This is a genomic window from Dactylosporangium sp. NPDC049742, from assembly GCF_040674675.1.
Classification (GTDB): Bacteria; Actinomycetota; Actinomycetes; order Mycobacteriales; family Micromonosporaceae; genus Dactylosporangium; species Dactylosporangium maewongense.
Genome location: NZ_JBFANF010000100.1, coordinates 21673 through 34048 on the forward strand (window position 1 = coordinate 21673; position 12376 = coordinate 34048).

Genomic DNA, 12376 nt, shown 5'->3' on the forward strand with positions numbered 1-12376 from the left:
GCCGATCCCCGACCCCGCCCGAGCAACCTTCGGCGCGGTCTGGCAGGTTTCTGCTCCATGGGTTTCATGGCGGGGCTGGGCGGCTGGTGCTTCCGGAACCGGTGGTGGGTGCTCGGGGCGTGGCTGGTCGCGGTGATCGGCGGGGTCCTGGCGGCGGGGCCGCTGCTGGACGCGATCTCCGAGACCAACAGCGTGCGCAAGAAGGTCGAGTCGATCGAGGCGTACGACCTGATCGGCACCGCCGAGGACTCGTCCGGGCAGGTCGTCGGGCTGGTGGACGCCGTCGACCCGAAGGCGGCGGACGTGCGGGCGGCCGTCGACGCGGCCGCCGGGCGGCTGCGCGGGGTCGAGCACGTGCGCAAGGTCGACGCGACGACGGTGTCGGCCGACGGCCGGGCGCTGCTCGTGGTGGCCACGCTGGAGAAGGTCGACAAGCCGACCCGCAACGCCGCCGTCGACAAGGTCGAGGCCGAGCTGGACCGGCTCCGCGGCGAGCTGCCCGCGGGCGCCGCAGTCCGGGTCGGCGGGTCCGCGACGATCAGCCGGGACGCCGGGCGGACCCTCGACGCCGACCGGGGCCGCGCCGAGCTGCTGTCGCTGCCGTTGACGCTCGTCGTGCTCGTCATCGTGTTCGGCGGTCTCATCGCGGCCGGGGTGCCGGTGCTCGCCGCGGTCGTGTCCGTCGCCGCCGTCTTCCCCGTCCTGTACGTGTTCACCACGTTCACCGACGTGGACTCCAACGCGCTGACCGTGGCGTCGCTGCTCGGGCTGGGCCTGTCCGTCGACTACGGGCTGCTGCTCGTGGCCCGCTACCGCGAGGAGCTGGCCGCGGGGTTCGACCCCGGCGACGCGATCGGCCGGGCCTGGGCGACCGCCGGGCGCACCATCCTGTTCAGCGCCCTCACCGTCGCCGCCGCGCTCGCCGGGCTCCTCGCCTTCTCGGTGCGGCAGCTGACCGCGCTCGGCGCCGCCGGGGTGTCGATCGCGCTGGTCGCGATGCTGGTGTCGCTGACGTTCACGGCGGCGCTCATCGGCGTGGCCCGCAAGCGGCTCAAACCGGCCCGCCGCGCACGGCGGGACGAGGCCGGGCGCGGGTTCTTCGCCGCCCTCGCCGCGCTGGTGCAGCGCCGGGCGGCGCTCGTCGCCGTGGTCACCGCGGCGCTGCTGCTCGCCGCCGGCCTGCCGCTGCTGTCGGCGACCGTCAAGCTGCCCGGCCTGGAAGGTTTCCCGCGCAGCATCGAGTCGGTGCGGGTCGCCGACGAGCTCAAGACCCGGTTCGGCCGGGCGTTCGCCCCGACGCTCACGGTCGTCGCCCGGACCGGCGCCGCGGAGCTGGACGCCTACGCCGCCCGCTGGTCCGGCGATCCGGCCGTCGGCAAGGTGCAGCCGGCGAAGCCCGTCGGTGACGGCCTCGCCGCCGTCGAGCTGAGCCTGCGCGGCGGGGCGCAGGACGACGCCGCCCAGGGGCTCGTGCTGCGGTTGCGCGCGGACCGGCCCGCCGGGGTGCAGTCCTGGGTGACCGGTGACGCCGCGGTACTGGTGGACCTCGTCGACCTCATCGTCGACGACCTGCCGCTCGCGCTGGGCATCACCCTCACCGCCATGCTCGTGCTGCTGTTCGCCATGACGGGTTCCCTGGTCGTGCCGGTGAAGGCGATCCTCGCCAACGTCGTCTCCCTCGGCGCGACCCTGGGCGTCATGGTCGCCGTGTTCGAGCACGGCTGGCTCGCCGGCGTCCTCGGCACGCTCACCGTCGGCGGTCTCGACCCGTTCGTCGTGGTCATCCTGTTCGCGTTCGCGTTCGCCCTCTCGATGGACTACGAGGTGTTCCTCCTCGGGCGCGTCAAGGAGTACGTCGACGGCGGCGACGACACCGACACCGCCGTCCGCCGCGGCCTGCAGCACACCGGCCGCGTCATCACCTCCGCCGCGCTGCTCATGGTCATCGTGTTCGGCTGCTTCGCGGCGGCGCAGATGGGCAGCATCGAGCAGATCGGCCTCGGCCTGACCACCGCCGTGCTCATCGACGCGACCGTGGTGCGCTGCCTGCTCGTGCCGGCGACGATGACGCTGCTCGGGCGGTGGAACTGGTGGGCGCCGGCCCCGCTGCGGCGCCTGCACCGGCGGGTCGGCCTGAAGGAGACGTCGCTGCCGGAACGGGAACCGGTGATGAGCGCCTGAGTCGACGCCCGGACAGCTGCCCGTGGAGCCCGGAGCGCCTGGGTCAGCGGCCGAACAGCTGCCCGTCGAGCCCGCAGCGCCTGGGTCAGCGGCCGAACAGCTGCTCGTCGAGCCCGGAGGGCCGGACCGTCTCCGGGCACGACGGCGAGTAGTAGTTCATCGTGAGCACGGCGCGCACGGCGTCGTCGCGGCGCAGCGGCTCGACGTAGTGGGCGTGCCGGCGCGCGTCGAAGAAGTACAGCTGGCCCGCCGACGGGTAGATTCGCATGGCGTCCGCGTCGACGCCGGCGACGTCCCGGGCGGCGCGGTCGCGGGCGACGACGAGGCCGCCGCCGGTCTCCTCGGTGCACGACGTCAGGTACAGCAGCCCCTGCATTGGGTTGCTGTCGACGTGGCACGGGTACCGCATCGTGATCCCCTGCTGGATGTTGAGGCTCAGCGCGCGGTTGTCGCTGCCGGTCTCCTCCAGCTTCTCCTCCGCGGTCCGCTCGCCGAGCTGCTTGAACCAGCCGCTGTACAGGTCGAACGTCCACGGCGCGGCCGTGCGCAGCACCTCGCCGTCGACGCTGTGCATCGGGATCTCGGCGTCGGCGACCTCCCGGGCGGTGGACATGGTGGGCCGGAAGACGCGCCGGACGGCGTGCTCGCGGGCCACGTCGAGCAGCGCCGCGGCCCAGCCGCCGGGCAGCAGGTGCCCGACGTCGTACACGTGCCAGTGGAAGGGCAGGTCCTGCGGCGGCTGCCAGGCGGTGCCGGTCATCGGTGGGTCCCTCCGTAAGCCTGTTGCTTGGCCATCGACTCGTAGTGGTCCTGCACGGCCTGCCACAGCTGGGGGAAGCGCATGTGCGCGACGAACCGGTCGAGCACGCCGACGGACCGCCCGGTCAGGCTGAGCGGAGCGGTGCCGTCGTCGAGGGTCGGGTGGCCGCCGAGGCGGGCCCACACCATCCGCTGGTGCTCCTGCTGCCAGCCGAGCATCGCGTCGTCGAGGTCCAGCATCTCCAGCGCGACCGCCCGCAGGTCCGGGTGGTCCGCGTCTGCCTCCAGCAGCTCCGCCTCCGACGCCACGCCGGCGGACTCCATGGCCGCGCAGAAGCAGCGCCACAGATGCCGGCACGCCTTGTGCAGGTTGCGCATGCCGGGTGAGTCCAGGCCGCTGCCGCCGTCCGGGAGCGTCGCCCGGATCCGCAGGAACTCGGTCTGCGGAATGCCGGACCGGACCTGGCCGAGATGCGTCACCGTCAGCCGCTGCAACTCCGTCGCGCGGCGCACCAGGCGGTGCGCGGACCGGTGCTCCCCGGCGCGCAGATCGTCGGCGGCGCGGACGATGTCGAAATGCATGTTGTACCAGAGCAGTTCCGCGGTGAGATGCAGTGTCTGGAACAGCAGGAAATCGGGGTGCGGCATTTCCGGCAGCGGGCGAAGTGCCTTGACCGCGTCGGTGAACCGCACCACTTCGTCATATGCGGTCGGCCCGCCGACGGCGAAGACCGGCCCGGACATTCCGTGCTCATGCTGGTTGTCGCCGGCCATGTTGAACGATTCGCTCCGTTTCTACGCATGCAGCAATACATCGTTCACGCGTATTTAACGAGCATCACTTGATGCATTTCCGGGCGTCACGCTACCGAGTTTCAGTGACGGGTGTCAATGATCGGATACTGCGGTCGCATGACCTCGAACCCGGGGAACCGGTTCGGATTACGTAGCCGGTCGCCCGGATGCGCACGACGACACGGGACACCCCCGGACGGCATCGTCAAGGCTTCCAAAGATCCGGATTGGAGACCTCGTGGCGGCGATGTTGGCTCGGCTCGGCCGTTGGTGCTTCAGACGCCGGGGACCGGTGGTCCTCGCCTGGCTGGCCGTCCTCGCGGGGGTGGTCGTGGCGGGGCTGGCCGCGCCGCCGGCCCCCGACGACGACTTCTCCGTGCCCGGCGTCGAGTCGCAGCTGGCGTTCGACGTGTTGCGGGACCGGTTCCCCGGGATCACCGCCGACGCCGGCGGCGCGACCGTGGTGTTCGTGGCGCCGGCGGGCCGGCAGGTGACGGACGCGCCCTACCGGGCGGCCGTCGAGGCGGCGGCCCGGCGGCTCGCCGGCGGCGGCCAGGTGGCGATGGCCGGCGACCCGTCCGAGGCCGGCGCGGTCCGCGGCGACGGCTCGGCGGCGTACGACAACGTCGCCTACACGGTCACGGCCGCGCGGGTCAGCGCCGCCAGCCGCGCGGAGCTGGCCGCGGCGGCCCGCGAGGCCAGGGTCTCCGGGCTCATGGTCGAGGCCGGCGGCAGCGCCCTGGAAGGGGAGGGCGGCGGCCCGGCGGGCACCGCGGAGCTGGTCGCCGTCGCCCTCGCGGCGGTCGTCCTGCTGATCACCCTGGGGTCCCTCGCGGCGGCGGGCCTGTCGCTGCTGACCGCGCTGCTCGGGGTCGCGGTGAGCATGCTGTCGATCCTCGCCCTCAGCCACGCGTTCGGGCTGTCCGCGACCACCGGCACGCTCGCCCTCATGCTCGGCCTCGCGGTGGGCATCGACTACGCGCTGTTCGTCGTGACGCGGTACCGCGAGGAGCGCGCCCGCGGGCTGCCCGCCGAGGAGGCGGTGTTCCTCGCCGCCGGCACCGCCGGGTCCGCGGTCGCCTTCGCCGGCCTGACCGTCGTGATCGCCCTGGCGGGCCTGGCGGTGGTGGGCATCCCGATGCTGACCAAGATGGGCCTGACCGCCGTCGGTGCGGTGTCGGCGGCGGTACTGGTGGCGCTGACCCTCGTCCCCGCCGTCCTCGGGTTCGCCCCGGAGCGGGTCCTGTCCCGCGCCGCCCGCCGCGCACTCGCGACGGCCTCAACCGGTCGCGGCGGCCCCGCGACGGCCTCAACCGGCCGGGGCGGCCCCGCGACGGTCGAGGCCGGCCGCGGCGGTGCGAGGTGGGCCCGGTTCGTGCCGCGCCGCCCGGTCGCCGTGCTGCTCGCCGGGGTGGCGCTGCTCGGCGCCCTCGCCGTGCCCGCCGCGGGGCTGCGGCTCGGCATGCCGGGCGACGAGGCCCGGCCGGCGACGACCACGCAACGCCGCGCGTACGACGCCCTCGCGACCGCGTTCGGGCCGGGGTTCAACGGCCCGCTGATGTTCGTCGTGGACGCCAAGGGCGCGCCCGACCCGCAGGCCGCGGTCGCCGCGATCGCCGGCCGGGTCGCCGCGACGGCCGGGATCGTGTCGGTGTCGCCGCCGCACTTCAACGACGCCGGCGACACCGCGATCCTCGACGCCGTGCCGGCCACCGCCCCGACCGACGCGGCGACCAAGGACCTCGTCCGCGACCTGCGCGCCGCCCGGACCCGGCTGGCCGCCGGCACCGGCGCGACGTTCCAGGTCACCGGCACGACCGCGGTCAACATCGACCTGGCCGGCAAGATCCAGGGGGCGCTGCTGCCGTACCTGGCCACCGTCGTCGGGCTCGCCGTGCTGGTGCTGCTGGTCGTGTTCCGGTCGATCCTGGTCCCCGTCAAGGCGGCCCTCGGGTTCCTGCTCTCGGTGCTGGCCGCGCTCGGCGTCCTGGTGCTGGTGTTCCAGCGGGGCTTCGCCGCCGACCTGCTCGGCGTCGCGCAGACCGGCCCCGTCATGAGCGCGGTGCCGATCTTCCTGATCGGGATCGTGTTCGGGCTGGCCATGGACTACGAGGTGTTCCTCGTGTCGCGGATGCGGGAGGCGTACGTCCACGGCGAGGCGCCGCACCAGGCGATCGGATCCGGGTTCCGGCACAGCGCCCGCGTCGTCGTCGCCGCGGCGCTGATCATGATGGCGGTCTTCGGCGGGTTCATCAGCGAACAGGACCAGTTCATCAAGATGATCGGCCTCAGCCTGGCCAGCGCCGTGCTCTTCGACGCGTTCGTCGTCCGGATGGCGATCGTCCCCGCGACCCCGTCACGCAGGAGCTGGTGTCCAGTCACGAACGGTGAACCCGGACCGGGCCCGTCCCTGCCCGGGAGATACTCGACGTCGGCGGCACGACGAGGAGCGCGGATGGTCAGCCTGGAGTACGCGGAGCGGCATCCGCGGCTGACCGACGGCGTCATCGCGGTCGCGCTGCTGGCCGGCGCGGTCCTCGGCGCGCACCTCGTCGGCCCGGGCGAGGGCCGCGCCGAGCACGTCTGGGTCGCCGACGTGCTGGCCGGGCTCGCCTGCCTGGCGCTGCTCAGGGCGCGGGAGCACCCGCGGGCCACGGTCGCCGTCACCGCCGCCTGCGCCGTGGTGCTCGGTGGCCTCGGCTACCTGCTGACCCCGCTGCTGCTGGCGCCGGTGATGGTCGCGCTGTACTGGCTGGCCGCCTCGACCTCGTCGCGGACGGCGTGGACCTACGGCGGCGTCACGACCGCGCTGGTCGTGTGCGCCGCCGTCGGCGTCGACCACCTCGACGGGACGGTGCTGCTGCGGGTCATCGGACCCGCCCTGTGGCTGCTGCTGCCCCTGTCGATGGGCAGCCGGTCCCGGCTGCGCCGCGCCTACCTCGACGCGGTCCACGCCCGGGCCGAGCATGCCGAGCGGACCCGCGAGGAGGAGGCGCGGCTGCGGGTCGCCGAGGAGCGCATGCGCATCGCCCGCGACCTGCACGACGTCGTCGCCCACCACATGGCCGTCGCCAACGCGCAGGCCGGCACGGCCGCGCACCTGCTCGACGGCAGCCCGGACCTCACCCGGAAGCTCCTCGCCGACCTGCAGGTCACCACCTCGTCGGTCATGCTCGACCTGCGGCACACCGTCGGCGTCCTGCGCCAGGCCGGCGACGCCGATCCCCTCGAGCCCGCGCCCGGGCTCGCCCGGTTGCCGGAGCTGCTGGAGGTGTGCGGGTCGGCCGGGCTCACCGTCGACCTCGCGGTCGAGGGCGAGCCGCGCCCCCTACCGCCCGGCGCCGACCTGACCGCCCACCGGATCATCCAGGAGGCCCTGACCAACGCCACGAAGTACGCGGCGCCGGCGACCGCCCGCGTGTGCCTGCGGTACACCGGCGGCACCCTCACCATCACGGTCGCCAACGCCACCCGTACCGGCGGAAAGGCAGCGGACGGCGAGGGCTTCGGCATCGTCGGGATTGCGCGAGCGGGCCCACGCCATCGGCGGTGAGCTGCGGGTCAGCGACGGCGGCGGCGGGTTCGAGGTCGTGACCACCCTTCCGCTGCGGGCCCGGGAGGCGCCGTGACCATCCGCGTCCTGCTCGCCGACGACCAGGCGCTCCTGCGCGGCACGTTCCGGCTGCTGATCGACTCCTGCCCGGACCTCTCGGTGGTGGCCGAGGCCGCCGACGTCGAGCTCACCCGCCGGCACCACCCCGACGTGGTCGTGATGGACGTGCGGATGCCCGGCACCGACGGCCTGGCCGCCACCGAGGCCATCTGCGCCGACCCTGCCCTCGCCGGCACCCGGGTGCTGATCCTCACCACGTTCGAGAACGACGAGCACGTCGCCCGGGCCCTGCGGGCCGGCGCCAGCGGGTTCCTCGGCAAGTACGTCACCACCGACACGCTGCTGGAGGCGATCCGCGCCGTCGCGGCGGGCGACAGCCTGCTGTCCCCGGGGGCGACCAAGGACCTGATCGCGCAGTTCCTCGCCGCCCCGCGGCCGGCGCCCGTCGTCACGCCCGAGCTCCGGGACCTGACGAACCGTGAGCTGGAGGTCATGAAGCTGGCCGCCGACGGCCGGTCCAACGACGAGATCGCCGCCGAGCTGCGCCTCAGCGTCCTCACCGTCCGCACGCACGTGCAGCGGGCCATGACCAAGCTCGGCGCCCGCGACCGGGCCCAGCTGGTCGTCCTGGCGTACAAGAACGGCCTCGTCCCGCCATCCGCGCCGGGTTAGCGCCCCATCGCGCCGGCGACGGTCGCCAGCAGCTCGTCGCACCACGCGGCGAACGGCTCGCGGGGCGTGCGGACCGGATGGATGCGGTTGCTCAGCACCACCACGCCGTAGCCGCGGCCGGGTTCGAGCCAGATCCGGTTGCCGACGAACCCCGACATGCCGTAGCCGTCCGCGCCGGCGCGTGGCCCGCCCAGCCCGCGGGTGGGCGCGAGCCACCAGCCGAGGCCGAAGCGCTCCCCGCCGCCACCCTCCGACCAGCACTCGCGCACCGACCGGTGCAGCGCCGGGGTGCTCACCCGCTCGCACAGCCAGTCCTGTCCGATCCGGGCCACCTGCCCGATCGTCCCGAACGCGCCGGCGTGCCCGGCGACGCCACCCATCGCCGCGGCGTTCTCGTCGTGGACCTCGCCGCAGATCAGCCGGCCCCGCCAGGCGCACCGCTCGGTGGCGACCGCGGGGCCGGGCAGCGGCGCGTACCGCAGACCGTGCCGCCCCGCCGCCTCGGTCAGCGACCGGCCGGTGAGCGCCTCGACCATCGCGCCGAGGACGATGAAGTTCACGTCGCTGTACACGGCCCCGGCGCCGGCTGTCCGCGTCCGCAGCGCCGCCCCCACGACGTCGGCGTCCTCCCTGAAGAACGGGACGGTGGCGGGCAGCCCGGCGGCGTAGCTGAGCAGCTGCGCGACGGTCGCGCCGGCGAACGGGGCGTGCCGCGCGCCCGGCCAGGCGCCACCCAGCGGCTCGTCCAGCCCGATCCGCCCGCGGGCCACCAGGTCGAGGACCGCGGGGACCGTCACGAGGACCTTGGTGAGGCTCGCCAGGTCCCACCAGTCGTGCCGGGTGGCGGGCCGGCCGGTCTCCAGGTCGGCGACCCCGTGCACGACCTCTTCCAGCTGCGCGTCCCGGGTGAACACCGCCACCGCGACCGCCGGCATCGGCGCCCGCCGCACGAGCGCGTCAATGGTCATCGCCCGAGTCTGCCTCGCGACCGTCGCTGCCGCTTCCGCAGTGCCGTGTCAACATTGGTTGACACGGATTGTGTGTCAAGTTAGGTTGACAATCATGTCGGCTCAGAGGGACGCATCCATCCTTGACGTGATCGTCGTCGGCGCCGGGCCGACGGGTCTGCTGCTCGCCGGCGACCTCGCCGCCGCGGGCGTCCGGGCGGTCGTTCTCGACCGCGCCGCGGAGCCGGTCCAGGCCCCGAAAGGCAACGGTGTCGTCGGCCGGGCCGCCCTGGAGCTGCGGCGGCGCAAGCTTCTGCGCGGCACCGGGCTGCGAGTGGTGCGGCCACCGCGGTTCCGCTTCGGCCCGCTCACCCTCGAACTGGGCCTGCTGCGCAGTCCGCTGCACGTGCTCCCGGTGCCGCAGCACCGGCTGGAACGCCTGCTGGCCGAGCGCGCCGTACGCCTCGGCGCCACGATCCTGCGCGGGCACGAGGTCACCGGCCTCGAGCAGGACGGCGACGGGGTGACCGTCCAGGCCGCCGCCGACGGCTCGCCCGTCAACCTGCGCGCCCGGTACCTCGCCGGTTGCGACGGCGCACGGAGCTTCGTCCGCAAGCACCTCGGCATCGGCTTCCCCGGCGTCACGAGCGCCGACATCTCCCGGCTGGCCCGGGTCACCATCCCGCCGGGCGCCGTGACCCGGGTCGGCGATCGCATCGAGCTGCGCGGCATCGGTCAACTGGCGGCGTTCCGGCCCAACCGGACCGGACACGGGTCGATCACCATCGCCCCCGCCGACGCGCTCGACCGATCGGCCCCGAATGACGTGTACATCGTCAGCACGCACGAACCGCGTGCCGACAGCGAGCCGACCGACGAGCTCGGCGACGATGAACTGCGGGCCAGCCTCCGCCGCGTCCTGGGGGCCGATCTGCCGTACACGACGGCCTACGCCGCGAGGAGCGTCGTCGCGAACAGCCGGCACGCGGAGCGGTACCGCCAAGGCCGGATCTTCCTCGCCGGCGACGCCGCGCACATCTTCGGCGCCGGCGGCTCGGCCATCAACGCCGGCCTGCTCGACGCCGTCGCGCTCGGCAAGCACCTCGCCGCGGTCCTGCGCGGCGAAGCACCGGACACCCGGCTCGACGTGTACCGGTCAGAGCGGCGGCCCGCCGTGCAACGCACCCTCGCGCTCACCCGCCTGCAGGTCGCGCTCGAAGCCGGCGACGAGACCGGCGAGGCCCTGCGCGACGTGCTCGAGGAGCTGGTGCGGGACCGCGCCACCGCGCGCCGGATCGCGACGCTCATGGAAGGCTGAGCAGCGTCCGGACGACGGTCAGGCCGGTGCGGGCGACGTCCGCCGGGGTGATGTCGGCGTACCACGCGTCCCGGTGCCGGTCGCGCAGCCACCGTTCGATGCCCGGCAGCAGGGTGGCGGTGCCGAGCGCCGGCTGCGGCCGGCCGGCGCCGGTGAGCTGCCGCGGGCCGAGCAGCGACAGCAGCGCATGCGCCGCGGCCGCCGCCGGGTCGTCGCCCCACCCGACGGCCGGCGCCGAGCCGGGCGCCCGCGCGATCACCACGGGGATCGCCGCGTCGGCCGGTGCGGACAGGTGTACCGGCAGCCCGGACCGCGCGGCGGTGCGCAGCAGAAGATCCAGGGTGCCGGGCGCGGCCAGCGCCGCCGGGTCGACGGGACGGCAGGGGCCGGTCCGGGCCGCTTCGCCGGCAAGGACCTGGCACAGCCCGGCGGCGACCGCGTCCGCCAGGTCGGTGCCGACCCCGACCCCGACCCCGGCCTCGACGCCGGCCGTGGACGTGGCTGAGGGTGCCGGCACCGGGCCGCCGGTGAACGGAGCCCATCGCAGCGGCCCGTCGGGCAGGACCGCCTCGGAGTACACGGCCACCGCGGCCCGCACGGCGGCGGCGCGGGCGGCGTCCACTGTGGACGCGTCGTAGGCGACGACGGTCTGCGCGGGGTACGCGAGGCGGACGGCACCGACCCGCAGCGGCAGCTGCGTCGCCGCGTCGTCGGCGTACCCGGCCAGGACCCCGACGTGCGGTGCGACAAGGTCCGCCGGTGTCGCGTCGACCACGCCGTCGGGATGCGTGCAGCCCGGGTGGGGCAGGAGCCGCTCCCGCCGGGTCTCGCTGGTGGCGAGGTCCAGGACCAGGACCGCTGGGGCAGGCCGGTGCGCCCGGACCGCCGCCAGGATCTCGACGCCGAGCAGCGTCCCGGCGATCGCGGCACGCGCACCGTCCGGAGCCGCCGGAACCCCGGCGCCCGGGGCGCGGTTGGTGAGCAGCCGCAGCCGCGTACACGCCGGACAGGTACCGGCGCCGATGACGACGACGCCGTCGCCGACGAACGCCGGAACCGTCGCCTCGCCCGGGCCACCGACCGGCTCGACCGAGGCGACCACGGTGTGCCCGCGGCCGGCGCGGTGCGGGGACACGAACCGCAGCGTGGCCTCGGCGGCGTCGGCGGCGAGGGCGGCGCGGTCCCGGCCGGGCAGGTCGGCGGCGATGTCGATGGCCGGCACCCCCGACCGCAGCAGCGTGCGGGCGGCCGCGGCCACGACGGGTGCCGCCGCCGGCCACCGGCTGCGGAGCAGTACCCGGCAGCGGCGCAGGTCCCCGGGCGGCGGGTCCTGGTCGTCGTGTGCCGCGTCGCGGGCACAGTCGTGGCGCAGCAGCAGGGCGACGAGCTGCAGCAGGGTGCGCCGCTCGTCGGCGGGTAGGCCGGCGCACAGCCCGCGGACCGTCGAGGCGCCGGTGAGCCGCGGTGCGAGGCGCACGAGGTCGTCCGCCGCCGGACCGCGGACGAGCAACGCGGTCTCTCCGCGCCGCACCAGCATGCCGCCGGCCGTCGGGGTGAGTCGCACGTCCGCGCGCAGGCGCGGGCGGGCCGCGGGCGTCACCGTCATGCCAGGGGGTGCGGCACGTGGTGAAGTCCCCGGGATGGGGGTGCGGCGGCGTGCCGCAGCGCGGCGCCGACGCGGGGGAGTCCCGGTGCGCGCTGTCCGCGGCCGAAGTCCAGCGGCACCAGCCCCGGTGCGATGACCCGCGCCGACCGCAGGCCCAGCCGCCGCTGCACGACCGTGGTCAGGTCGACGACGATGACGTCCGAGCCGGTCGCCATGACCGCGCCGGCGCACGCGTACAGGTCGTCGAGCAGGTCCGTGCTCGGCGGCCGCGGCCACGGGCGTGGGACGCCCGGGGTTTCGTGCCGGTCGTCGAGGAGGAACCCGGCGTACGACGCGGCCGCGGGGCCGGCGAAGAGGGCGGCGTGGTCGGCGGCGGTGTCCACGAGGCCGTGGTCGCGCAGCAGCGCTTCGGCCCGGCCGGGCTCGGCGAGGGTGCGTTCGCGGACGGCCGGCAAGAGCGCGGCGAGCTCGCCGACGGCGCCGGC

The 12376-nt window shown here is 75.0% G+C and carries 9 protein-coding genes; 4 read left to right on the forward strand and 5 right to left on the reverse strand.

Features of this window, described 5'->3' with window-relative positions:
* The first annotated feature begins 57 nt into the window (after positions 1-57).
* Positions 58-2181, forward strand: a complete 2124-nt coding sequence (locus AB0J72_RS55365) for an MMPL family transporter (RefSeq protein ID WP_363416229.1) — start codon at positions 58-60, stop codon at positions 2179-2181.
* An 85-nt stretch (positions 2182-2266) separates the two neighbouring features.
* Here the strand turns inward: AB0J72_RS55365 and AB0J72_RS55370 are convergent, their stop codons facing one another.
* Together AB0J72_RS55370 and AB0J72_RS55375 are read right to left on the reverse strand one after the other, a co-directional pair.
* Positions 2267-2941, reverse strand: a complete 675-nt coding sequence (locus tag AB0J72_RS55370; protein WP_363416232.1) for a 2OG-Fe(II) oxygenase — start codon at positions 2939-2941, stop codon at positions 2267-2269.
* Positions 2938-3684: a hypothetical protein gene (locus tag AB0J72_RS55375; protein ID WP_363416235.1), complete on the reverse strand. Its 747-nt coding sequence runs from the start codon at positions 3682-3684 to the stop codon at positions 2938-2940. Before AB0J72_RS55375 ends, AB0J72_RS55370 begins: the two co-directional genes overlap by 4 nt.
* 343 nt (positions 3685-4027) lie before the next feature.
* Here AB0J72_RS55375 and AB0J72_RS55380 point away from each other — a divergent pair, with 343 nt between their 5' ends.
* Positions 4028-7288 carry an MMPL family transporter gene (locus AB0J72_RS55380; RefSeq protein ID WP_363416238.1) on the forward strand — a complete coding sequence of 1087 codons (3261 nt, stop codon included), beginning with the start codon at positions 4028-4030 and terminating at the stop codon, positions 7286-7288.
* Between the two features lie 72 nt (positions 7289-7360).
* Complete coding sequence (locus tag AB0J72_RS55385) at positions 7361-8020, forward strand: response regulator transcription factor (protein WP_363416241.1); 660 nt, start codon at positions 7361-7363, stop codon at positions 8018-8020.
* Here AB0J72_RS55385 and AB0J72_RS55390 read toward each other — a convergent pair.
* The gene (locus AB0J72_RS55390) at positions 8017-8988 is read right to left on the reverse strand and encodes a serine hydrolase domain-containing protein (RefSeq protein ID WP_363416244.1); all 972 of its coding nucleotides are present in this window, start codon (positions 8986-8988) and stop codon (positions 8017-8019) included. The genes AB0J72_RS55385 and AB0J72_RS55390 overlap by 4 nt on opposite strands.
* A 94-nt stretch (positions 8989-9082) precedes the next feature.
* Between AB0J72_RS55390 and AB0J72_RS55395 the strand changes: the two genes are divergently transcribed.
* Positions 9083-10285: an FAD-dependent monooxygenase gene (locus AB0J72_RS55395; protein ID WP_363416247.1), complete on the forward strand. Its 1203-nt coding sequence runs from the start codon at positions 9083-9085 to the stop codon at positions 10283-10285.
* On the opposite strand, the gene AB0J72_RS55400 is transcribed toward AB0J72_RS55395, so the two are convergent.
* Both AB0J72_RS55400 and AB0J72_RS55405 read right to left on the reverse strand, forming a co-directional pair.
* Positions 10272-11891: a hypothetical protein gene (locus AB0J72_RS55400; protein WP_363416250.1), complete on the reverse strand. Its 1620-nt coding sequence runs from the start codon at positions 11889-11891 to the stop codon at positions 10272-10274. The genes AB0J72_RS55395 and AB0J72_RS55400 overlap by 14 nt on opposite strands.
* On the reverse strand, positions 11888-12376 hold a 489-nt coding region (locus tag AB0J72_RS55405; RefSeq protein WP_363416253.1), incomplete at its 5' end, for a YcaO-like family protein. The genes AB0J72_RS55405 and AB0J72_RS55400, both read right to left, overlap by 4 nt.